Consider the following 21,731-nt stretch of genomic DNA (forward strand, 5'->3'; position numbering starts at 1 on the left):
GTAAGTATGAAAAAGTATTTTTCGTGGTTTTATGCAATGAATGAGCGGGAGCAAAAGCTAGTCTCGCTTGCTGGTATTGTGTCGGTGATCGCCATTTTCTATTTTGGTCTGTGGTCACCACTTAACAATGCCTTAACTACCCAACAAAGTCTTCTGGATAATCAGAAGACATTGCAAATTTGGGTTGAAGAGCAAGCCTTGCGTGCAGCAAAGCTAAGACAGTCTTCAACAGGTCCTAGCTTTAATGGCTCGCTAACACAGTTAGTTAACCAAACGACGCGCGCAAGCAAAATACAAGTCGCGCGTATGCAGCCAGTTGGCGATAATCTGCAAATTACCATTGATGAAATCCAATTTAATACACTCGTCCAATGGCTCGATTCAATAGAGCGCCGCGGTGTAGTCGTGTTACAAACTGATATCACCGAGACAAACGAAGAAGGTTATGTCCAGGTGCGTAGATTACAATTAGGGAAAAACTAAATGCTAGTGATGAAGCCTTGGAAGTGGGTAGTATTGGCTTTCGTGACATATTTAATCTTACTTGTGGCATATTTGCCTGCGGCACATGTAGTGTCCTATGTGCAAAAGCAAAACCCTAAGCTACCCGTCTCAATCGGCACTGTTGAAGGCACTTTGTGGTCCGGAAGGGTTGATAGAATCATGACCAATGGCGTGTTACTCAATAACTTCCGTTGGGAGCTTTCAGCTTGGGCTTTGTTGATTGGTCAAGCCAAAGTGGAGGTCAACGGTGGGAAGATTCGCCAAAGCGATCAAGCCTATATTGATGGACAAGTAAGCGCTTCGTTATTCAATTCACAAAAACTCAGTGCTAAAGATTTAAAAGTATTACTTCCAGCAAAAGCGGTCATTGCGCAAGTTCCGCTTCCTGTGCCAGTCACTGCTGACGGTCGATTCCGTATTGATGTTCAAAGCTTCGATTTCAACAAGAGTTGTAAACTACTCAGTGGCACCGGACGTTGGTTGAAAGGCACCGTTAGTGGCCCGACAGGGGTCATTGATTTTGGTAATTATGAAGCCAATCTGAGTTGTGATAATGATAAGTTTGTAGTGCAGGTCCTACCGGACAATAAGCTCAACTTAGATGCCATGGTTGTTGTAGGAATGGACGGTAAATACGACCTATCGGGTAAATTCAAACCTGACGAAAGTATGCCTAGAGAAGTGCATATGGCGGCTCAGTCTTTCGGTCGTGCAGATGCCCAAGGTTTCAGGCAGCTACGCTAGACTAAAGCCAAAAAATTGCTAAACATTAGTCTACTTTTTCAACATTAGGTTTGAAGTGTCTAATTTTTAAGCTATTGTTATAGACTCCCGTGACGACTTTAGGTGCTAAATTTATGCCTTTACAACAAGTTGTACCGACCATCAAACCTGTCAAGTCCGCAGTGAAGCGCTCTCGTTTGTTGATTGTAGACGACGATCCAACACAGTTACGTTTTTACCTTCAAGGCTTAAACGATGTATATCATTGCCAATTTGCTTCTTCGGCAAGTGAAGCGGTCACTTTTGCTCGTCAGTTCCCACAACCCGACCTCATTATACTCGATGTAGTACTTCCCGATGTTAACGGGTTTGAAATCTGTCAAATTCTAAAAGAAGACCAATTGACGTCGCATATTCCGGTCATTTTTGTGAGTGGACAGGATGACGTTGAAAGCAAACTCAAAGGCTTTGAACATGGTTGTGTAGATTATATTTCTAAACCTGTGTTGCTACCTGAGATGCAAGCACGTATATCCACTCACATTAAACTGAAACAGCAAACTATAATGCTGGAATCTTTAGCTTACACTGACCCCTTGACTCAAGTAGGTAACCGCAGAAAATACAATGAAACATTGCAACGAGAATGGGCACGGAGTATTCGCTATGGCCAGCCTATTGCTATGTTACTCATGGATATCGACTACTTTAAGCAATTCAATGATTTTTATGGTCATGGTGTAGGTGATGATTGTTTAATTAAGATCTGTTCACATTTAAGAGACTTAGTGAATAGACCAGGAGACTTATTCGCTCGCATTGGCGGAGAAGAATTTGTGATACTGCTAACAGATTGCGGTATTGAAGGCGCATTGAGAAAAGCTGACGAAGTTTTAAGAACCGTATCGATGTTGAATATTGCCAATCAAGGCGCCCCAAAGCTCGATCGCGTGACCTTAAGTATCGGTGTTGCTGTTACCACTCCTAAACACCAAGAAGAACCCTTAACCCTCTTCCAAGCCGCCGACGAGGCCTTGTATGAAGCAAAGCACAGCGGCAGGAATAAGTTCTCAGTATCCAAACTGATGGACGGCACCCAAACATCAGATAGCTTAGCTAACTCATCAACGTGATGACGCCTTTATAGCGGGGCGTCATTCCTGCACTGTCGTCACCCCCAAACTGCCGTCACCCCCAAACTGCCGTCACCCCCGCGAAGGCGGGGGCGTCATTCCTGCACTGTCGTCATCCCCGTGCTGTCGTCATCCCCGCGAAGGCGGGGACCGGATTCCTGCAAACCTCCGTCATTCCTGCAAACCTCCGTCATTCCTGCGAAGGCAGGAATCAGATCCCCGCCTTCGCGGGGATGACGGCAGTTTGGGGATGACGGCAGTTTGGGGATGACGGCAGTTTGGGGATGACGGCAGTTTGGGGATGACGGCAGTTCACGGATGACAATTGTGCGTAAAAAACTAGCCTACAGCGTAGGATTTATGAGGTACTTCTCACCTGTTTTCTTCGCATAGTATCCCGCTACATTATTCAGCTTCAAAGCGTCTTTTAATGAAATTTCATTGCTAAAGTCCAACTTAAAAGTCGTATTGATTTCATCGGCGACACGTTTATGCAAAGCCAACACTTCTTTGATTTCTAGCTTCGATAAGAATCGCATCAATAACCAGCCGCCAATGTTCCAAGTCATACCATAAGCACGATTCAGAACTGTTGGTGCGAAGTCCAAACCGCCATAAATATACACTTGTTTGTTCTCTGCAGAACCGTAGGTATTAAAACCAACAGCATCTTTACTTCCCACGGCCTCCATCGCAGTTAAAATATCGCTCACTAGGTTACCGCCGCCAATTGCATCAAATGCCAGTGTTGCACCAGTTTCTTCTATCGCTTTATACAAATCTTGTTTGAAACTATCAGCGGTCGAATTCAAAACATGCTTCGCACCTAATTTTTTTAATATTGTGACTTGTTCTGGCTTACGTACGATATTGACCAAGTCTATACCCTCTTGTAAGCAAATTTTATTTAGCATAATACCAAGACTAGAGGCTGCTGCTGTATGGACTAGAGCACTATGACCTTCACGGCGCATCGTTTCGACCATACTTAATGCTGTCAATGGGTTAACAAAGGAGGACGCTGCTTGTTTAGCTGTAGTGCCTTCATTGTGCAGAATGCATGCTTGCACGGGGACAGTACAAAACTCAGAGTAAGTGGCTCCTGACAATACGCCGACTGTTTTACCCATCAAGGCTTGTGCTTGCGGGCTATCACCAGCTGCAACAACAGTTCCAGCACCTTCATTTCCGATAGGCAATTCTTGGTCTATGCGAGAACCAATGCGCTTTAACATGCTAGAAGCGACGGGGGCAGTTAGCTTGTTTTCTGCTTCATGAAATACCCCCTCTCGTAAATCAGCAGGTCCAAACATTGGCCACATATCAGAAGGATTAATCGGAGCCGCTTCAATTTTCACTAGAACTTCGTGGGGTTTTAATGGCGCAACATCGCGTTCTTTTAAGGCTACGGTAAGCTCACCTTGAGAAGAAATATGAGTGAATAACTGCTTCGTTTTTTCCATAATTAGGTCCTTTAGTTTTACTGTTTACGGGCTATTGTCGCTCAGAGTTGAGCCAATATAAGTTAACTAAAGGTAGTACAGCTTTGGTAGAGATACGAGTTACACTTAGTGTTAATTGACTATTAGTCGTATCGATATAAGTGCAAGATGGCACACTAAGCGCTAGCCTCGTACTTTACGTTTTGCTATGAAGGCATCAAGCTTTGTTGCTGCCTTCTTCATTAATGATTGGCATTTTCTGAGCCAAACTTTCGCCCATGCATAATCATAGCTGAGCAAGTATAGGCCGGGTATGATTAACAATAAAGACGGGCCAGGAATAATGACAAAAATTAGCCCGAGAGCGACTAGTCCGGCGCCGACCACGGTGCGTGCTGACTTTTTAATAACTTGCATAGTCTATCCCTATATTCTTAAATTAAGATTTTGTTTCTTGTAATAACTATTGCGCTTCATTCAAGATTGGGGCCAGATCTTTAAGTTACTGTATTTTATGAAATAAAGGTTTTTAGAAGGATGTTAATGGTGACGAAACACGCTAATTACTGGTGAGTTAGCTTAATGGGTAGCGCTAGAATAACAACGTATATGTGTTAGCGTTCCAGCGAGAATCTTGAGTGGTTTGTTAGCCACCAAAATACCAAACCGCAAAAATAACTATAAAAAAATAAATCAGAAATGTGGCTATATAGCTGAAGGATTGCTTTGTATCCTCATTATAAATACCTTCCTTATTTTCCTCTTGAAATTCGTCGAATTGAAACCCGTTTGTATTGAGAGGCTTCCCAACGTGAATTTTGATATCAATTGCTCCTGCCCCAAGCGCTAGCTCTCTGAATGCCCGTTCTTCAATTGCTGTTAATCCACCCTCTGTTTTTTCCATAGGATGCATAACAACCTTGGGGCGAGGACGAAAAGACTTGATACTACCTAGACTTTTAAAAGCATGTTGGAGTAACTTTTCACCAACATAGAAATTAGAAAGAAGCGCTCTAGGATGTGAAAAAGGATTAACTGCAATTTCATTTTGCTTGACTGAGTTTGCAGCTCTCTTGCCTATTCCAGAAATAACCTTTTTTCCCTTTTCTTGAGTCTGAATAACAACAATTGGCAAATCGTCAAATGACTCATCATTAGCCACATCAGTAACTTTTAATCGCTCTTCCCAGATTTGGACGTAGAGAACGGAAGAAAATCTTTTCATGAAATTTAAAAACATCCCATGTCCTTAGGTAGCTAACCCTTTCGATAAGTGGTTTTGCGCGGTTCTTGCGCTAAACCTGTCTTAATTGTTTTGTTATATAACGTCACCGACAAGCCCAAATTTTTTCCTACTCAAAACCAGCGCTATTAGCAGAATTATTCCAAGTGATGTGCCAATCGGGAACACGAATAGTAACAATATTGAATATGCTATTAATATCCAAAATAACCACTTAGTTCGATAATTTAAGCCCACAACGGTAAATGTTAAAAGACAAAGCGCAACCAAAAATAAGAAGAGCCCCATTAACGTAGACAAAGCTGCTGATGACATTTCTTCTTGTGATATTTTAGGTTCATTTGTGCCAAACAACGTTATCTCTTGGAATGAAGAGGACATAATTAAATATGTGTCAACAATTCCCCAAAGTGGTGCCCAAAAAAGCAATAGTCCTAAGACTGTGACGTATTTCCCTATAATTTCCTTGTTCAAAGATCTCTCCTTACTTAGTTACATAACATCTTATATAGCTGATCGGTGCTCAGTACTAATATAATTGCGGATAAAAGAATACGCTGAGTGTTAATAAAGTAGCACTCACATATATGCTTTTTCTGGTCTCGAGCCCTTTTGATAATTGCCCTATGGCACCGCCCTTTTGCTTGATATTAACGGTATTGAACAAGCGGTCCATTGCTGGCCCCAACTCTTTACCGAGTGTTAACTGCTCATAAATAGACGTTGGGAGTGGTAAACTGGCTGTACGCCCAGTTTGCAGTTTCTCAGCGTCTGCAATGCATACCACAGCGTAAGTGCTCGGGTTTCCGTCTAAAACGTCAACACCCCCTTCGTATGCTATGTAGTAGTCTGCCTGGTGATGTTGTTGGCAGTACTTCACTCGATTTATTGCACCTTGCTTGGTCTCTAAGGCACTCATTGGCTGGTCGTTAACGTTTGAAGGTGCATCGACCGACAAAACCTCAGGCTTAAACTCGGGAAAGGCCTTGGTGAAACTTTCTGTTGCAGCATCAATTTTGACAGGATTTTTTGACGCAACAGCTACCCTAATAACCTTCCGAGAAGTTGAAATGTCAGATGCTTGCTCTAGTGCAGATTCATTACTCAATGGGTGTTTATCCTTGCATGTTTTATATCAGTTGATATCGTTTAACAAATCAAAGTAATTGTTTGTCGTGACGTGCCCATACAGCTTGTTTTCGGCTTCTTTGCTGTCTGGATTAGTCACTCCTAAGGTATAAGCAATGCCAAACTCCTTTGCCGCATCCAAAATCACCTGACTGTCATCGACAAATAGGCAACGTGCTGGGTCAAAACCTAGATGTGCTTGTAACCTTTTCCACAGCAATTGCGACTCTTTTGTTACCCCGAATTGATGGGTCGAAATAAGATTATCGATATGACTATCAAGCTGGGTTTTCTCCACTTTCAAAGACAAACTACCGGGGTGCGCATTCGTTACCAAAACAACTTCTTTGTTTGCCGCTTTCAAGGCATCTAAGAATGGAATAGTGTCGCTTCTTATACTAATTAAATGTTCAACCTCTCGCTTTGCTTCCATGATATCCATGTCGAGCTTTTCAGCCCAATAGTCAAGGCAATACCATTGAATTTGACCTTGGACTTGTTGATAATTTTCACGCATGTCTAAACGTGTTTGCTCGATGGGTTTACCGTGTTTTTCTGATAGCTTTTTGGGAAGATGCTCAAGCCAGAAATGCGTATCAAAATGCAAGTCAAGCAAAGTACCATCCATATCGAGTAAAACAATATCTATGTTATGCCATGGTAAGAGTGCCAAGCGATTTTCCTTGTGATAATGTTAGACCTAATTAACTGTTTTTAAGTCTATCGTGAATCAAGCATGAGTAAAATAGATACAGACAAAGTACTGCCAACAATTCACCACACTGAAGTGGTCGCAAAATCTAAGTTTTTTCGTGTTGAAAAATTGGACCTCGAGTTCAGCAATGGTGCTACCCGAGAATTTGAAAGAATGGCTGGCGGCGGTCGCGGAGCGGTCATGATAGTTGCTCTTAAAGATGCCGATACCATGTTATTGATTCGTGAATATGCTTGTGGCACTCATTCATATCAACTTGGTTTCCCGAAAGGCCTTATTGATCCAGGTGAAAGCCCTGAGCAGGCTGCCAATAGAGAATTACAAGAAGAAGCCGGCTACCAAGCCGATACCTTACATCGCTTGCATGAAGTGCATATGGCGCCGACTTTCTTCAACGCAAAAATGCATATACTCATTGCGCAGGGCCTTTCACCTAAAACCTTAGAGGGTGACGAACCTGAACCACTTGAAGTCATTGAATGGCCGATAGCCGATGTTGACGGCTTACTCGCACGCGAAGATTTTGTTGAAGCACGGTGTATTGCCGCTCTCTTATTACTGCAAAAGTGGATAAAGGAAACTCAATAGATGCAACATTCCATCGCTCAGTTGTTAGAAATTGCCAAAGAAGCAGCCTGCGTTGCAGGCAAAGAGGTATTAGAAATATACGACAAGGGCACTTTTGAAGCCTACGAAAAGGATGATGAGTCACCAGTAACGAGTGCTGACTACCGAGCTAACGATATCATCATGAATGCCTTACAAACACAAACGCCAGATATTCCAATAATGTCTGAAGAAACGCCACAACTTTCGCTGGAAGAGCGTAGCCAATGGACACGTTATTGGTTAATCGATCCAATTGATGGCACGCAAGAGTTTATTGCTCGTTCTGGTGACTTCGCGGTCAACATTGCACTTATTGAAAACAATAAACCAGTCATCGGTGTCATTTACTGGCCGCCCGGAGAAACCCTATACTTCGCGAGCAAAGACCAGGGGGCTTACAAGCGTTGTAATATTGAAACCAAACAAATCAATGTAAGAGATTTCGCGGTGCCGAGTGAGGATGTCATTATGATTGCAATCAGTCGGAGGCAGTCCCGCGAGCGTGTGTTCGAACGCATGACTGACAAACGCACTTATCAAACCTTACCTGCAGGTAGCTGTTCGCTTAAAGCTTGTTTTATCGCAGAAGGAAAAGCAGACGTATTTATGCGTTTAGGGGTTACCGGCGAGTGGGATACTGGAGCATCTCAATGCATCATCAATGAGGCTGGCGGTAAAATTGTCGCGGCCACCTTTGACGAACTCAGTTATAACCAACGAGAAAGTGTAGAAAATCCAGATTTTGTGGTCTTAGGTGATCAACGAGTCAATTGGGAAAGTATAATTCAATACAAATAAATTATTGAACACATCAACTGTCGAGGCTAATTACATGCTTGCTCTTGCAAAATCATCTTCTACAATTCGTCTTTCTTCTATTTTAACTGGGCTCATGCTCTTATTGCTCAGTCATGTCAGTGTTGCCCAAATGACGCTTGATGAAGAACAATCCTCATTGAGTTTTATGTCGACTAAAAATACCAATCTTAGTGAGCAACATACCTTTGATCGTTTTTCAGGCAAAATTGATACTCAAGGTAAGTTATTAATCACTATCGACATGACTTCAGTTAATACAATGATTCCTATTCGAAATGAACGTATGCAATCGATTTTATTTAGTGTTTCTGATTATAGTGAAGCAACGTTTACCGCATCAATACCAAAGGCGCTTACCAAGCTATCTAGTGGTGAACATAAAATGGCAAGCATTGATGGCACAATGACTATTGCGGGCAACAGTGCACCAGTTTCTTTCAAAGTAGCAGTGACTGGCTTGAGCAACGGTGGTATTGCCGTATCAACTCGTCAGCCTACCGTATTATCAGCCTCCACTTTTAAGCTAGACGAGGGCATCGCAGCCCTGAAGGAAATTGCTGGCTTACAAAGTATCTCATCTGCAGTACCTTTAAGTTTTAGTGTCGTGTTTACAGGCCAATAATTACCAGTTAAAACAATCACTTTAGGCTCGGTTATTATACCAAATAATCCTTTTGTATTAACCGAGCTCACGCTTTTTAGTGTCGGTCATCGTAAGCTGTCAACGTGATAAAACCATGTTAAGTAAAGATGACCGAAGACGCCGCTGTGGCAAACATTTATATCGAAATAATGAATAACCCCAAACTCATGCACAGGATGTTCAGAGGGTTGTTTGCGTCTGCGCGAATTTACTTGGGTCATAAGCCCAACTGCCATCAGTATATCTTCAACACTAAATTGCTTTTGCATTACAACTACCCTGCACAAAAAGTCGACGCCTTTGAAAAAGAGGGGGCTATCGTCATTCCATTTGCCGGAAAAGAGTCGAAAGACCATCTTGTATTGAGCTGCCAAGATATGAGTGATCCAGACGCAAATAGTTTCTATCAAGATTGTTTAGAATCACTCGCCAGAAAAGATTTTACTTGCCAAAAAATAGAGGAAATTAAACACGCCTTTAATCACATCAAATTCATGAAAATGATCAGTGGCATGTTTTGGCTAGATATGGTTATTTTTGCGAAGAATAATCTTGAATATACAAAAGATTGGCGAGACTGAATTTAACTGGTAATCAAAACGAATCTGTACGAGGAATAATATTCACACTTTCATGTTCTTCTGAGTATTCAATTACCACTAGGCCCTCTTGTAACTGTTCGAGCACCTGATTCACTTTCTCTTCTAATGGTACTTCTTCTTCACCGTAATCAGTTCCCTCTCGAAGCACAAAGCTTTCGATGAGGCGATATAAAGTATCTGTGTCTATCGAATCGTAAGGAATTAGCATTGACCTAGCTGCTCCAATATAAATGCCGAAATACGGTCTTGAAGCCATAGTTTTGGCGCCCACGGTGTACCATGCAGAAATCCAACATGCCCACCTGTTTCACTCAGCTCATATGCCACGTCGGATGATAATTGATTGTCGCTAGGGATCACAGCTTCCGTCATGAAGGGATCATCTTTGGCGTGCAGCACTAGGGTCTTGGTCTTGATATGCTGAAGCATTGGCAAGGCACTGCAACGTCCATAGTAGTCATCAGCAGAATCGAAGCCATGAATAGGCGCAGTTACCTCATGATCAAACTCTCTAAAGGTCGCAATGCGATTGGCAGTTTCAATATTCAAGGTAATTAGACCACTCATATCAAAACGACGCATTTTTGCTAACAGATTCGACTTCATGCTATCCAACAAATAGTGTTGATACAGTCTTGAAAAACCACGTTGCATTCGCAAGGCACACTCAGCTAATAATAGCGGCGCAGATACTGCGACAGAGGCTTTGATGTAACTGGCTTCCTTTGATTCACACAGTAGTTTTAACAACATATTGCCCCCCAACGAGTAGCCTACAGCAAACATAGGTAAGTCAGGATAACGTGCGCGAACATGCTCCATTGTTTGCAAAGGATCTGTCGTCTCACCGGAGTGATAGGCTTTCGGTGTTAAATTGAGTTCGTGGCTACAACCTCTAAAGTGCATCAAGGCCACAATGAAGCCATCGTGTGTTAAACGCTTTATTAAGTGCCTTGCGTAATGCGAATTCACTGAGCCTTCGAGACCATGGAAGAGGAGCACAACACCCAACGCCGTGCTGTTTGATGCGGCATCATGTTGCTCTGGTATTGACCACGCAATATCTAAAAAGTCACCATCTGGGGTAGCGATGCGCTCATTACTCGTAGTAATGCTAGGCTTTGGAATAAGGTAGCGGGGCCAAATTGTTTGTACGTGCGGATTACTAGCCCATTGAGGAGCTTTAAATGCGGATTTTACAACGTGCCCGAATTGGCTTTTAAACATGGTGATGCTTTTCTCTTAAATCTTGCAATGTTTGTATCATTACTTGCACTTCAGCTGTTGACAAAGTGGTGTTTGGGAGCTTCTCAATATGCTGCCGTTCAGCATGCAGGGCAACATACGTCTGCATATTGCCCTTACTCTTAATCACTTGTCTTTGCTTAGTGTCCTTATTGATAGGATGCTCTGTCGCTTCTTTCAAATACGTCGCAACGATTTGCGCTTGCTGTGCTTTTTCCATTTCTAATTCTTGTGCCAAATAATCCTGATATCGTGTTTTGTCGAGCCGGTTTTCACTTTCAAGGGCATTTTTTGCTTGTCGACGCTTGACTCTATGTAGGATGAGCTCACCATCCATTATTTTTATTGAGCTTAAAATACTAGTAAGCACCAACTCATTAACGTCGACAGTAAGCTTGTCGCAGTATAAACAGAACAGTAGTACATTAACATTTAGGCCGAATCCGTCCTGCAAGCCTAAGAGCAATTCTTGTACGTCTTTTACTTTGTAGAAGCTCAGTGAGTATTCCCAAAAAAACTTCTCTGTAACTAACACGTGAGCCACTTCCTAAGCCTCGGTGCTATCTTGGGTATTTTGCTCAAATTGCGTACTAGCTTCTTCTAAAGCCTCTTGAGCTTCTAACCACAGCATTTCGGCATCCTCAACTTGACCTTTCAAGCTAGCCTGCTGGTTCAATATGGTCGCCAAAGCTGCTTTGTTCTCTGCATCATACAAACTAGTATCCAACATTTTTTCTTCAATTTCCGCTAATGCTTTGTTTGCATTTTCCATAACACGTTCTTGTTTTGCTATCTCGTCGCGAAAGGGCTTGGTGCTTTGCCTGAATTCAGCTTCCAAACGTTTTCGCGCTTTTTTGTCTAATTCAGGAGCTCTATTTGACGCTTTAGATACAGTGTCTTTGCCTTCTGCAGTTTCTACACTAGACATCGTTGGTGAGCTGAATAGCCACTTTCGATAATCATCAAGATCACCATCAAACGCACTAACTGCGCCAGCATCGACTAGATAAAAATCGTCACACACTGATGACAACAAATAACGGTCATGGGATACCAAGACCATAGCGCCATCAAAACCCTGCAAGGCAAAGCTTAGGGCTTGTCGCATTTCCATATCTAAGTGATTCGTGGGTTCATCAAGTAGTAATAGGTTAGGTTTTTGAAAAACAACTAAAGCTAAGACCAAACGGGCTTTCTCACCACCAGACATTGGAGCAACCGCTTTCAGAGCCTCATCACCATGAAAGCCAAAACCGCCTAGATAATCCCGAATTTGTTGTTCTGTTTGGGTTTTGTCTAAGCGAAAAACATGGTCATACGCCGAGCTTTGCAGGTGTAGTAGCTCTACTTGGTGCTGTGCGAAATACCCAATGGTTAGCCCTGCAGATGTCTCATAGTCGCCCTGCAAGGGCCGCATTTCTTCCGCTAATAATTTTATGAAGGTAGATTTACCTGCGCCATTTTTACCCAATAAGCCAATTCTACTGCCGGGAACCAAGTTCATCTTAACCTGTTCCAATATTACCTTTTCACCATAACCCACTTTCACTTCTTCCATACGAACCAATGGGTTGGGTAACTTTTCGGGTGGTTTAAAGGAAAACTGAAACGCCGATGACTGATGCACAGGTAACACTTCCTGCATTTTTTCTAACTGCTTAATACGACTTTGCGCCTGCTTAGCCTTACTGGCCTTTGCTTTAAAGCGAGTAATGAAAGAATTTAAGTGAGCCTTCTTTTTTTCTTGCTTTTCAAACTCGCTTGCCTGCAACCTAAGTCGCTCTATGCGCTGTTTCTCATAACTAGAATAATTACCGCTGTAATACACAAGTGCTTGGCTTTCAAAACTAACAATATTGTCGACGCATGCATCAATAAACGATTTATCATGTGAAATCAGCAGCAAAGTACCTTTGTACCGTTGAATCCATGTTTCTAACCAAATAACTGCATCAAGATCTAAATGGTTTGTTGGCTCATCAAGCAAAAGTAAGTCGGAATCACATAATAAAGCCTGAGCTAAATTAAGACGCATGCGCCACCCCCCAGAAAAGCTACTCACCGGCAAACTTAGCTGTGCATTTTCAAAACCTAAACCAGCTAAAATCGTTGCGGCGCGGGCTTCAACATCATAAGCACCCAACTGGGCAAGCTCGTCATGAAGATGCCCAATACGGCTGCCGTCATGCTGTTCTTCAGCTTTCTCAAGCGCCTTTTGCAATTCTCGTAGATGAATATCGCCATCAATCACATAGTCAATTGCTTTGCGATCTGTGCCTGGCGTTTCTTGAGCAACAGAAACAATCTTCCAAGCCTTTGGCACCATGCAGTCACCCGAGTCAGCTTGGATCTCATTGCGCAGCAAGCCAAACAAAGTGGATTTACCACAACCGTTTTTACCTATCACACCTACTTTATGGCCCGGGTATATTTCAATATTGGCTTGTTTTATTAGCTCTTTTACACCGCGTTGAAGCGATAGATTTTGTAATTGGATCATAGATTAAGGACGTGTTGATTTCTGTAATTTCAATTTTCATTATTTTGTGCCGATAGGATAGCAAAATTAGACTGTAGACCCTAAAGACTTTATTTTTTTATCATTGCTTTTGCACTGATAAGCAGTAAACAGAGTATAATGGAACAAGCTAAAAAATAAGGTAGTAATAGATGACAAATAAAACCAAAAAACGCTTTATCGCTGGAGCGACATGTCCGCAGTGTAAAAGCTTAGATAGTTTAATGCTGTTCTTTGAAAATAATGTAGAAAAACTAGCTTGTGTAAAATGTGACTATGCCGAAACTCAAACACAGGAAAAAGTGAGTTCAGCCACCCGCCCTTCTGAAAATGTTATTGGCGTTTTCAAACCCTAGTTTTAGCTTTAATGTTAGTCAAAGTAAGCATTTTATTGCTTCATGTGTGGGAGTTTGGTAATTTATTGTAAAAGAGCAGTGGACGCGTTTTTATTTACTAACGACCGCGAGCACACTGCACTATGATTTCACTTCTTTCAAAAGTTCTGTTTGTATCTCTCATGCACAGTGTTACTGCGCTTGCAGTGACAAAGAATACTGATACTTTAACAATCTATACTGAACAATTTCCACCCTACAACTTCGAAGTCAACGACAGACTTGTCGGTATCAATCTAGAGCTCACAAAAGCAGCCTGCGAACTTGCCAAAATCGATTGCCAATTTGAACTGTATCCCTGGAATAGGTCGATGAAACTGGTGCAGGAAAACCCCTGGTCAGGCATTGTTTCAACCGCCAAAACAAGTGAAAGAGAGACGATGTTTGAATGGGTTGGTCCATTTTCATCAAGTACTAACTGCTTATTCAAATTGAGTTCAAGAAAAGATATTGTGGTAAATGATATCGCTTCAGCTCAACAATACATTCTTGGCGGCTCAACCGACAATGCATATAAAGAAATACGAGAAGTGTTGGGTTTTGAGGAAGGAAAAAACCTACTCCTATTTAATGGTAAGTATGGCACGTTAAAGCCGTTTGCTGCAGGGAGAGTCGATTTGGTAGTAATGTCTTCGTTTAGTATTTCCCGACAACTTAACATTGCCGGCTTATCTTTAGCTGAGGTGACGCCAGTTTTAGAAATTGATAGTCGCCTGCTGAACGGAAATTATTTGGCACTTAATAAAGCGGTCCCTAAAAAAATAGTGTCTCGATTAAAAATTGCGATGGCACAGCTTTTTAAAGATAAGGCGCAGGCAAAAATTGAAGCCAAATACATAGGAAATGTCGACCTAGGTGAGGTTTCAAGCTCAAATGAAGCCCTTTGGAACGCCTGTGCGAAACGACAGATTACTGAACCAGCAGCAATACCAATAAATGCTTAACTACTCAGTGACCTGACTTCTTCAGCCAACTCTTCTTTAATTTCAGACAAAATAGTATTTTCATTACGAAGCTCTACTGCTTCCGCGTGGTTCGTTTCAGAAATCGCTCTAAGGTCCTCAATGACTTTATTGATATTTGTACTCGCTTGCTCTTGTGTGGTCATTGCTAGAGAAACTTTGTGATTTAATTCGGTAATACTTAATACAGATTCGTCCACTGCCCGAAGAATTGTGTCAGCTTTAAGCACCTTTTCTTCACTAACTTGTGCATTACTGCTTCCAAGTTTAATAGCGTCAACAGCATCTAGTGCACCTTTTTGCAGGTTCGCTATGATCACCTGAATCTCTTCTGTTGATTTTTGAGTGCGAGAGGCTAAGGTTCTTACTTCATCAGCAACAACTGCGAAGCCTCGGCCCTGCTCACCCGCTCTTGCTGCTTCAATTGCTGCATTTAAGGCCAATAAGTTGGTTTGTTCGGCTATGCTATTGATTACATCCACGACGCTTCCAACATTTTTAGCATCATCATCTAAGCGTTCGATTACCGTAGCGGTGTTTTGAATTTGCTGGGAAGAAGAACGAATAGTCTCAATCGTTTCTAACATCACGTCTTGGCTAGACTTTGCTGAATGCTTCGCGTTTTCAGCTAGCTCGGTGGCCTTAATGATATCGCCCGCAACTTGTGACGATAGCTGCATCATTTGTGCCGTGGCAGCAGACACATCCATAGTCTTTTCGTTTTGTTGCTGACTACTTTCTACCAGCTTTTCAGCCCCGTGAGTCAAGCCGGCGCTCAAAGTCACAAGTTTGCCTTGAGTTTGAACAAGGTGCTCGCAGACGTTTTTTAGTTTGTTGCTTAAGAGTTGAATCGCGTGGGACATTTCACCAATTTCATCAGAGCGATGAACATTATAACTGGTAGAAAAACCGCCATTACTTAAGCCTCTTAACTGCTCGATTAACTTCACGATCGGTTTAATGATACCTTTATTCATATAGAGATTTGATACCACAATACTCATAACTAAGGCCAAAACGATAGCTAAGATCGTTAACCACTGTAGGTTTGCAGATTGCGCTTGGAGCGTTTGGTTCTTTTCAGAAATTTGCAACTGTACTTGCGCAACTAATTCCTCCAATGCCTTACCAGGCGCACGATCAATTCCCCTAACAGTTGCGTCGCCTAATTTATGGTCGAAATTATTCACCTGAAAAGCTTCCAAACCTTTCTTATATTGAGATAAGAGAGCCGCGTGAATTTGTCGAAACTCTTTAACTTGCGAAATCAGCTCATCGGAAATGGATAGAGCGAGAATAGCTTCCGCTTGCTTTTGTACTTTCTCATGTTGCTCAACAAACTTACCCCAATACTTTTCTCTATCCTCAGTATTGTGACCTCTCAGTAAGACATTTTTCCACTCTTGAACCTGAGTTTTAAATTGTAGATTCAAGTTGCCAATCTCTAAGCCAGCGACATTATCAACTTCAATTAAATGCTTAAAGTTATCGATTTTATTAGACAGTAAAATATTGGAAACCAGAGCAATTAAGCCAACCAGTAGCAGAGCAGCGGTCAGTAAAGCTAAGATTTTGGTTTTCAAAGTGGTAAATGTTAACGAGCCGCGCTGGCTCGCGCGTGATGATGAGGTTCGTTGTTTTGACATTGGTAAGGCTCTTTAGTTATTGAGTTGAACGTCCTTGTATCCATTAATTAATGAAAGTAACCAATCATAAAAACGTCACTTAAAAGATAAGAGTTAATAGTGTGGAGGCAACTCATTATCCTGATTTGGTTCGGTATTACCTGCTTGGATACTTTTAAATTTATCGACTAAGCCAGTAATTAATTGAGCTTGTTTATCAACAGTATATTGCTGGTTTATGACAATTTTATTTAATTGCTCAATACTGTCTTCTTGAAATGCAAGTTTGAACTCAAGTTGCTCAATAGCTGCCTGCATTTCGGCAATAATTAACTCATTATTATTTTTCGACATTCCACGACTCCAAATTTCCACTACTTGATATTGATACAACGCTATTTTCGGTCGGCAGAAAACCGATACCATAAACTACTGCGGATTGAGGAGCTGGCCCTGATGTCGCTGCAACTCGCCACTCTTTAACGGTATCACCACTTTGCACATCCCATAGCGCTAGGCGTTTTGCTGGTGAGCCGGTGAGCAAATAACGACCATCTTCAGAAAATTTTGCACTGGTAAATACCCACTGGCGCTCAATAAAGTGCAACTGACTAATTGCTTCACCGGTTTGTGCATCCCAAATTTGGCTGTCATCTTGGCTATCGGAAGTAAATAAAAAACGAGCTTGGTCATCAATCGCGACTTTCGTTACCCGATTGGCATGATTAAAGACATGAATGATTTGTCCTGATTCGGTGCTCCAAAGGTAAGCCTTATAATCGTTACTTCCCGATAATGCATACTTTCCGTTAGGTGAAATATCAACTGTATTCACCTTCTCTTCATGCCCCAAAAACTCAATACTGCGCCCTGTACTCGGTTCAAAATACAACACTTTTCCGTTGGCTTTACCGATCAGAATGCCCTGCCCGGAATTACTGACGGCAATATCTCGAATTGTTGATTCATCTATGCGCCAGAAGCCCAAGGGGTCTCCGGAATTTACATTCCAAAGCGCAAAGTTTTCGCTGTCTGCGCTGACCACAAAATCACTGTCAGCTGATATATGAATATTATCGACGATGTTGCGACCTTCTTCTTGATGTCGCCAACTGAATAAAGCTTTATTTTCGCTAAGAGACCACACAACAATATCAGCGTTTACCCTTGAAATAACCGCGAACTGACCCGAGTTACTTATATCGGCGTCGTACACACCAACCTCAGATATCGGCAATTTACTTGTTGGTGTTGTCTCGGGAATAGAACAGCCCGTGCTGAATAAGACAAAAACACAACAAAAAGTCCAAAAGCTAGCTTTATTCATATAAATGGGGGTTTCGCTTTTACTGTCACACGTTTACTATTAGCCAAGTATATAATGATTGTTACTTAACAACACTATTTACGGCACTTTATTAACGCATAAGGTAAAACCGCGAAATAACTAGCCAACAATAGACTTTGTAAAAAACGGAGAAACCGAATGAGAAAGGCTACCTTAGCCATTGCAGTATTATCAGCACTTGCGCTCACTGCATGTCAAAAACAAGAAGAACAAACAAGTCCAGCAGAAGAAGTGAAAAGTGAAGCAAGCAAAACAGTTGCAGCAGAAGCGCCAGCAACTGGCGAAGATAATAAGTACACAACTGAAAGCCAGAAACATTCATATGCACTAGGTGCGAGCATGGGTCTGTTTGCAAAGAATCGTTTGGACCAACAAAAAGACTTAGAGATTGAATACGATGAAGCTGCTTTATTAGAAGGCTTCAAAAATGGCCTAGACGACAACACTGCTTTTACTCTGCCAGAACTGCAAGGCTTTACTCGTGCGGCTGATATGATCCTTCAAGCTAAACAGACGGAAAAAGCGAATGCGTCTGCCGCAAGCAATATAGCGGAAGGAGCTGAATACTTGGCAGCTAATGCAAAGAAAGAAGGTGTTGTGACCACTGAGTCTGGCTTACAGTATGAAGTGTTAACTGAAGGTGAAGGCGTAAGCCCCGCTGGCCCGACATCAACAGTTAAAGTGCATTATCGTGGCACTTTATTAGACGGCACTGAATTTGATTCTTCATACAGTCGCGGTCAGCCAGCAACATTCCCTTTGAATCGTGTTATTGCAGGTTGGACTGAAGGCTTGCAGTTGATGAAAGAAGGCGCTAAATATCGCTTCCATATTCCTTCGGAGCTTGCTTATGGTGAGAGATCAACCGGTAAAATCACTCCGAACGCTACGCTCATTTTTGACGTCGAGTTGCTAGAAGTCATTGAGCCAGCAAGTGAATAGATGCTTAGCTGATTAAAAAAAGCAGCACTAAATGAAAAACCACCTCCTAGATGAGGTGGTTTTTTTGATATTAAAGAGTTGAAAATTCGTCGCTCATCAGGGCTATAACTCTCAAATAACTGAAACCTCTGCTAAGCGCCGACCTCTACGCAATATTATTCGACCTAAAAATGCGGCAAACAAGCCAACTAATGCAATGATTAGAAAGTCAGGTTTAAACGGTAGAAGATAACTAGCCAGCAACGCATAGCCAAAGCTAAAAACACCGGTAATGAAAATGATAAAGCCGACTAGCATGAAAGCCTGACAGCCTACAGATATGGCTTGGTGCTGTGACCTTTCCTGATTTTGAATATGCATAACTATTACCTCATCACTATTTCTAAGGTATTCTTAAAAACCTTGAATACCACCGTGAGACAGCGAGTATAATCTACAATACGCTATCAACAACATTACTCAGACTTCCCACCTTTCAATTAGTTCATTTTTTAAGCTATTGTCAGCTATAGCGGAGCAATCAAGGCTTATTCAATAGAGCTAGCAAAGATATGCACGTCAAGCACACTATTTACAAATGCCTGTTTAACATGATTTTTTTACAAATTAAACAAAAATTAGACTAAAGTTTTAAGGCATAACAATATGAACTGAAAAAGCAATAATTTAGTTCATTTGTTTTAATTCTTTTAAAAATTAAATGTAAATAAATTGTTACACTTATATTTTTTCATAAGTGTATGTTTTACTTATCATTTAATATAAATCGCATGAATATGTTGCAATAAAGTAACAATAAGCGGGCTCTGGACAACCAGTTGAAGCCGATGTATCTCTTTGAGTTTTCAATAATTTAGGCATAGGGTATTGAATCTCGGCGAAAAGACCGAGAGTTAAAATAATAAGAAAAAACCTTAATAACAAGTAAAAAAGAGTAGGAACATAAATATGTCTAAACTACGCAAAAACCTTACGGTGGGATTGGGCTCAATGGCACTATCTGTCATTGCGCTTAGCGTTTCCGCCGCAACACAGTCTCAGATGATCGAAGTGAAGCAAACTCCAAGTAAAGCACAACAGTCAAAATACGCTTCAAAACGATCTAGTGGCAGTGCCTTCGAAAACTTTGGCCAAGTTATCCAAGCCGATGCAAAAGAAGAGCGCTATATCGTGACCTTTAAAGAACAAAAAGGTAAGCCCGCAGATAATGATCGTTTCTCATCAGGCAAACGCTCAACCCTTCGCCCTGATCAATCGAAGGCGATGATGCAGAATGGCAAGCTCAATCAAGGGAACGCTTACGGCATGTTAAAAAATGCCGGTGCCAAGCCAATTAAAGCGATTAAAGATAAAGGCATGGTTGCAGCTAAGATGTCCAAGGCAACATTAAATAAGCTAAGAAATGATCCTAACGTTGCTGATATTTCAGTTGATCACCGCCGTAGCTTAATGGCCGAAACGACACCATACGGAATTCCAATGGTGCAAGGCAACCTGTTATCGCAGAACAACCAATCAGCAAGAAAAGTTTGTGTTATCGATACTGGTTTTAATTTAGGCCACCCTGATTTGGGCGACCAGAATAACGGTGTGACAGGTAACGCAAATAACAACCAAGTAGGAAATTGGTTTAACGATGGCAACGGACACGGTACGCACGTCGCTGGCACAATCTCAGCATTATCAAACAACGAAGGTGTTGTAGGCGTATATCCAGGTGTAGATTTGCACATCGTAAAAATCTTTAACGACCAAGGTCAGTGGACTTTCTCTTCTGACATTATTGATGGTATTCAACAGTGCGCCAATGCGGGTGCCAATGTCGTGAATATGAGTTTAGGTGGGGGCGGCTCCTCAACTGCTGAACGCAACGCAATGCAAGGCTTTGTCGATGATGGCATCATGCTAGTAGCAGCAGCGGGTAATAGCGGTAATAGTTCATTATCGTATCCAGCGTCTTATGATGCGGTTATTTCGGTAGCCGCTGTTGGCTCTAACGAAAGCCGTGCGTCATATTCACAGTACAATAGCCAAGTAGAAATTGCTGGTCCAGGTTCAGCAGTTCAATCAACATGGCCAGTGAATACCTACAACACTATCAGCGGCACATCGATGGCTACACCACACGTGGCCGGCGCAGCAGCATTAGTTTGGAGTTTCTTTCCGAGTTGTTCAAACGAACAAATTCGTACTGCCCTAAATGTCACTGCAAAGGACAAGGGTAGTGCAGGTCGTGATAACTTTTATGGCTTCGGTATAGTCAAGGCACGTGATGCCTATGACTATCTTAACGCAAATGGTTGTGATGGAAATGGCGGTGGCACTGGCGGTGGTGGCGGTGGCGGTGGCGGTGTTGATCCATTCTCGGGTCAACTAACCAACTTGTCTGGAAACAGAAACGCTTGGAAACGCTACACTTGGAATGTGCCAAACGGAGTAAGTAGAGTCACTGTAACTATTTCTGGTGGCAGCGGTGATGCAGACTTATACATGAAACTGGGTTCACAACCAGAAACGAACAGCTACGATTGTCGCCCTTATAAAAGTGGCAATAATGAAACATGTACCTTTACCAACACCAGTGGTGGCACATGGCACGTAGGTATTCGAGGCTACTCTCGCTATAGTGGCGTAACCATGAGCTACAGTTACGAATAAAAAGTACTGAAGCAAAGTAATGGTGTTATAGTCATTGCATATTCAATTAAGTGTAAACGGCCAACAACTTTGTTGGCCGTTTTGTTTTTGAAAGATGATTTATCTCGCTTGACACTGACGCAGAATTCGCCAAGATATGCAGCCCTAATTGCTACCAACAATAATGCGACTTGTATGATCAATGAAATCCGCTATCAATTTGAAACTGCGCCTCTCGCCAACCGATTCTTAAATGAATTAAAGCATTGGTCAAAAGCGGACGTAAAAGTGAAGCTATTCAAATCCTCACACTCTGTGCAAGTATCATATGAGTACGAAGCAGGCAGCTTTGACTATACGTGTTCGGAGCTAGATGACCTGGCCAGTCAGTATGGTGGCACTGAAATCTAATTCACTCGCTCACAAACACATCACATTAATAAATACATTTCATATTAAAGCATAATTATATTTATTTAAAAATAGCTCCTAAAATAC

The 21,731-nt window shown here is 41.9% G+C and carries 26 protein-coding genes; 12 read left to right on the forward strand and 14 right to left on the reverse strand.

The window, feature by feature from the left end; all coding sequences use genetic code 11:
* The first annotated feature begins 6 nt into the window (after nt 1–6).
* From RM544_RS13985 to RM544_RS13995, 3 genes are all read left to right on the forward strand, one after another.
* Nucleotides 7–483, forward strand: a complete 477-nt coding sequence (locus RM544_RS13985) for a type II secretion system protein M (RefSeq protein WP_311362423.1) — start codon at nt 7–9, stop codon at nt 481–483.
* Nucleotides 484–1,248 (forward strand): type II secretion system protein N, encoded by a 765-nt coding sequence (locus tag RM544_RS13990; protein WP_311362424.1) that lies wholly within the window; start codon nt 484–486, stop codon nt 1,246–1,248.
* Between the two features lie 113 nt (nt 1,249–1,361).
* Nucleotides 1,362–2,360: a diguanylate cyclase domain-containing protein gene (locus RM544_RS13995; protein WP_311362425.1), complete on the forward strand. Its 999-nt coding sequence runs from the start codon at nt 1,362–1,364 to the stop codon at nt 2,358–2,360.
* Nucleotides 2,361–2,704: 344 nt separating this feature from the next.
* On the opposite strand, the gene RM544_RS14000 is transcribed toward RM544_RS13995, so the two are convergent.
* From RM544_RS14000 to yrfG, 6 genes are all read right to left on the reverse strand, one after another.
* Nucleotides 2,705–3,823 (reverse strand): zinc-binding dehydrogenase, encoded by a 1,119-nt coding sequence (locus RM544_RS14000; RefSeq protein ID WP_311362426.1) that lies wholly within the window; start codon nt 3,821–3,823, stop codon nt 2,705–2,707.
* 162 nt (nt 3,824–3,985) lie between these two features.
* Nucleotides 3,986–4,219, reverse strand: coding sequence for a PGPGW domain-containing protein (locus RM544_RS14005; RefSeq protein WP_311362427.1), 234 nt, complete (start codon nt 4,217–4,219; stop codon nt 3,986–3,988).
* A 229-nt stretch (nt 4,220–4,448) separates the two neighbouring features.
* On the reverse strand, nt 4,449–5,042 hold the full coding sequence (locus RM544_RS14010) for a rod shape-determining protein MreB (RefSeq protein ID WP_311362428.1): 594 nt from the start codon (nt 5,040–5,042) through the stop codon (nt 4,449–4,451).
* 78 nt (nt 5,043–5,120) lie between these two features.
* Nucleotides 5,121–5,519: a hypothetical protein gene (locus RM544_RS14015; protein ID WP_311362429.1), complete on the reverse strand. Its 399-nt coding sequence runs from the start codon at nt 5,517–5,519 to the stop codon at nt 5,121–5,123.
* Nucleotides 5,520–5,574: 55 nt separating this feature from the next.
* Nucleotides 5,575–6,153, reverse strand: a complete 579-nt coding sequence (gene yjjX / locus RM544_RS14020; RefSeq protein ID WP_311362430.1) for an inosine/xanthosine triphosphatase — start codon at nt 6,151–6,153, stop codon at nt 5,575–5,577.
* A 27-nt stretch (nt 6,154–6,180) separates the two neighbouring features.
* Entirely contained in the window at nt 6,181–6,846 is a 666-nt protein-coding gene (gene yrfG / locus RM544_RS14025) for a GMP/IMP nucleotidase (protein ID WP_311362431.1), read from the reverse strand.
* Nucleotides 6,847–6,909: 63 nt separating this feature from the next.
* Here yrfG and nudE point away from each other — a divergent pair, with 63 nt between their 5' ends.
* The 4 genes from nudE (at nt 6,910) to RM544_RS14045 (ending at nt 9,540) form a co-directional block, all read left to right on the forward strand.
* Nucleotides 6,910–7,476 (forward strand): ADP compounds hydrolase NudE, encoded by a 567-nt coding sequence (gene nudE, locus RM544_RS14030; RefSeq protein WP_311362432.1) that lies wholly within the window; start codon nt 6,910–6,912, stop codon nt 7,474–7,476.
* Nucleotides 7,477–8,295, forward strand: coding sequence for a 3'(2'),5'-bisphosphate nucleotidase CysQ (gene cysQ / locus RM544_RS14035; RefSeq protein ID WP_311362433.1), 819 nt, complete (start codon nt 7,477–7,479; stop codon nt 8,293–8,295).
* Between the two features lie 34 nt (nt 8,296–8,329).
* Nucleotides 8,330–8,938: a YceI family protein gene (locus RM544_RS14040; protein WP_311362434.1), complete on the forward strand. Its 609-nt coding sequence runs from the start codon at nt 8,330–8,332 to the stop codon at nt 8,936–8,938.
* A 146-nt stretch (nt 8,939–9,084) separates the two neighbouring features.
* On the forward strand, nt 9,085–9,540 hold the full coding sequence (locus RM544_RS14045) for a hypothetical protein (protein ID WP_311362435.1): 456 nt from the start codon (nt 9,085–9,087) through the stop codon (nt 9,538–9,540).
* Between the two features lie 13 nt (nt 9,541–9,553).
* Here RM544_RS14045 and RM544_RS14050 read toward each other — a convergent pair whose 3' ends face one another.
* Genes RM544_RS14050 through abc-f form a run of 4 tightly spaced genes read right to left on the reverse strand, consistent with a single transcriptional unit; the run spans nt 9,554 to nt 13,306 of the window.
* Nucleotides 9,554–9,769 carry a YheU family protein gene (locus RM544_RS14050; protein WP_311362436.1) on the reverse strand — a complete coding sequence of 72 codons (216 nt, stop codon included), beginning with the start codon at nt 9,767–9,769 and terminating at the stop codon, nt 9,554–9,556.
* Nucleotides 9,763–10,788, reverse strand: coding sequence for a hydrolase (locus RM544_RS14055; protein ID WP_311362437.1), 1,026 nt, complete (start codon nt 10,786–10,788; stop codon nt 9,763–9,765). The genes RM544_RS14050 and RM544_RS14055 overlap by 7 nt, the downstream gene beginning before the upstream one ends.
* Nucleotides 10,781–11,350 (reverse strand): TIGR02444 family protein, encoded by a 570-nt coding sequence (locus RM544_RS14060; RefSeq protein WP_311362438.1) that lies wholly within the window; start codon nt 11,348–11,350, stop codon nt 10,781–10,783. The genes RM544_RS14055 and RM544_RS14060 overlap by 8 nt, the downstream gene beginning before the upstream one ends.
* A gap of 3 nt (nt 11,351–11,353) precedes the next feature.
* Nucleotides 11,354–13,306 (reverse strand): ribosomal protection-like ABC-F family protein, encoded by a 1,953-nt coding sequence (abc-f, locus tag RM544_RS14065; protein ID WP_311362439.1) that lies wholly within the window; start codon nt 13,304–13,306, stop codon nt 11,354–11,356.
* A gap of 170 nt (nt 13,307–13,476) precedes the next feature.
* On the opposite strand from abc-f, the gene RM544_RS14070 reads away from it, so the two are divergent.
* Both RM544_RS14070 and RM544_RS14075 read left to right on the forward strand, forming a co-directional pair.
* Complete coding sequence (locus tag RM544_RS14070; protein WP_311362440.1) at nt 13,477–13,680, forward strand: YheV family putative zinc ribbon protein; 204 nt, start codon at nt 13,477–13,479, stop codon at nt 13,678–13,680.
* A gap of 122 nt (nt 13,681–13,802) precedes the next feature.
* Complete coding sequence (locus tag RM544_RS14075; protein WP_311362441.1) at nt 13,803–14,663, forward strand: substrate-binding periplasmic protein; 861 nt, start codon at nt 13,803–13,805, stop codon at nt 14,661–14,663.
* Here RM544_RS14075 and RM544_RS14080 read toward each other — a convergent pair.
* The 3 genes from RM544_RS14080 to RM544_RS14090 all read right to left on the reverse strand — a co-directional run bounded on the left by RM544_RS14080 (nt 14,660) and on the right by RM544_RS14090 (nt 17,633).
* Entirely contained in the window at nt 14,660–16,327 is a 1,668-nt protein-coding gene (locus tag RM544_RS14080) for a methyl-accepting chemotaxis protein (protein ID WP_311362442.1), read from the reverse strand. The genes RM544_RS14075 and RM544_RS14080 overlap by 4 nt on opposite strands.
* A gap of 93 nt (nt 16,328–16,420) precedes the next feature.
* Nucleotides 16,421–16,660, reverse strand: coding sequence for a SlyX family protein (locus RM544_RS14085; protein WP_311362443.1), 240 nt, complete (start codon nt 16,658–16,660; stop codon nt 16,421–16,423).
* A complete protein-coding gene (locus RM544_RS14090; protein ID WP_311362444.1) occupies nt 16,647–17,633 on the reverse strand; it encodes a WD40 repeat domain-containing protein in 987 nt (328 codons plus the stop codon). The genes RM544_RS14085 and RM544_RS14090 overlap by 14 nt, the downstream gene beginning before the upstream one ends.
* 159 nt (nt 17,634–17,792) lie before the next feature.
* Between RM544_RS14090 and bamJ the strand changes: the two genes are divergently transcribed.
* Nucleotides 17,793–18,596, forward strand: a complete 804-nt coding sequence (gene bamJ, locus RM544_RS14095) for a BamJ family beta-barrel-assembly machinery protein (RefSeq protein WP_311362445.1) — start codon at nt 17,793–17,795, stop codon at nt 18,594–18,596.
* Between the two features lie 111 nt (nt 18,597–18,707).
* Here bamJ and RM544_RS14100 read toward each other — a convergent pair whose 3' ends face one another.
* Nucleotides 18,708–18,956, reverse strand: a complete 249-nt coding sequence (locus tag RM544_RS14100; protein ID WP_311362446.1) for a hypothetical protein — start codon at nt 18,954–18,956, stop codon at nt 18,708–18,710.
* A 588-nt stretch (nt 18,957–19,544) separates the two neighbouring features.
* Between RM544_RS14100 and RM544_RS14105 the strand changes: the two genes are divergently transcribed.
* Nucleotides 19,545–21,254 (forward strand): S8 family serine peptidase, encoded by a 1,710-nt coding sequence (locus RM544_RS14105; RefSeq protein ID WP_311362447.1) that lies wholly within the window; start codon nt 19,545–19,547, stop codon nt 21,252–21,254.
* A 174-nt stretch (nt 21,255–21,428) separates the two neighbouring features.
* Complete coding sequence (locus RM544_RS14110) at nt 21,429–21,644, forward strand: hypothetical protein (protein WP_311362448.1); 216 nt, start codon at nt 21,429–21,431, stop codon at nt 21,642–21,644.
* Nucleotides 21,645–21,731: the final 87 nt, after the last annotated feature.

The sequence above is a fragment of the Brumicola blandensis genome (assembly GCF_031846165.1).
Taxonomy (GTDB): domain Bacteria; phylum Pseudomonadota; class Gammaproteobacteria; order Enterobacterales; family Alteromonadaceae; genus Glaciecola; species Glaciecola blandensis.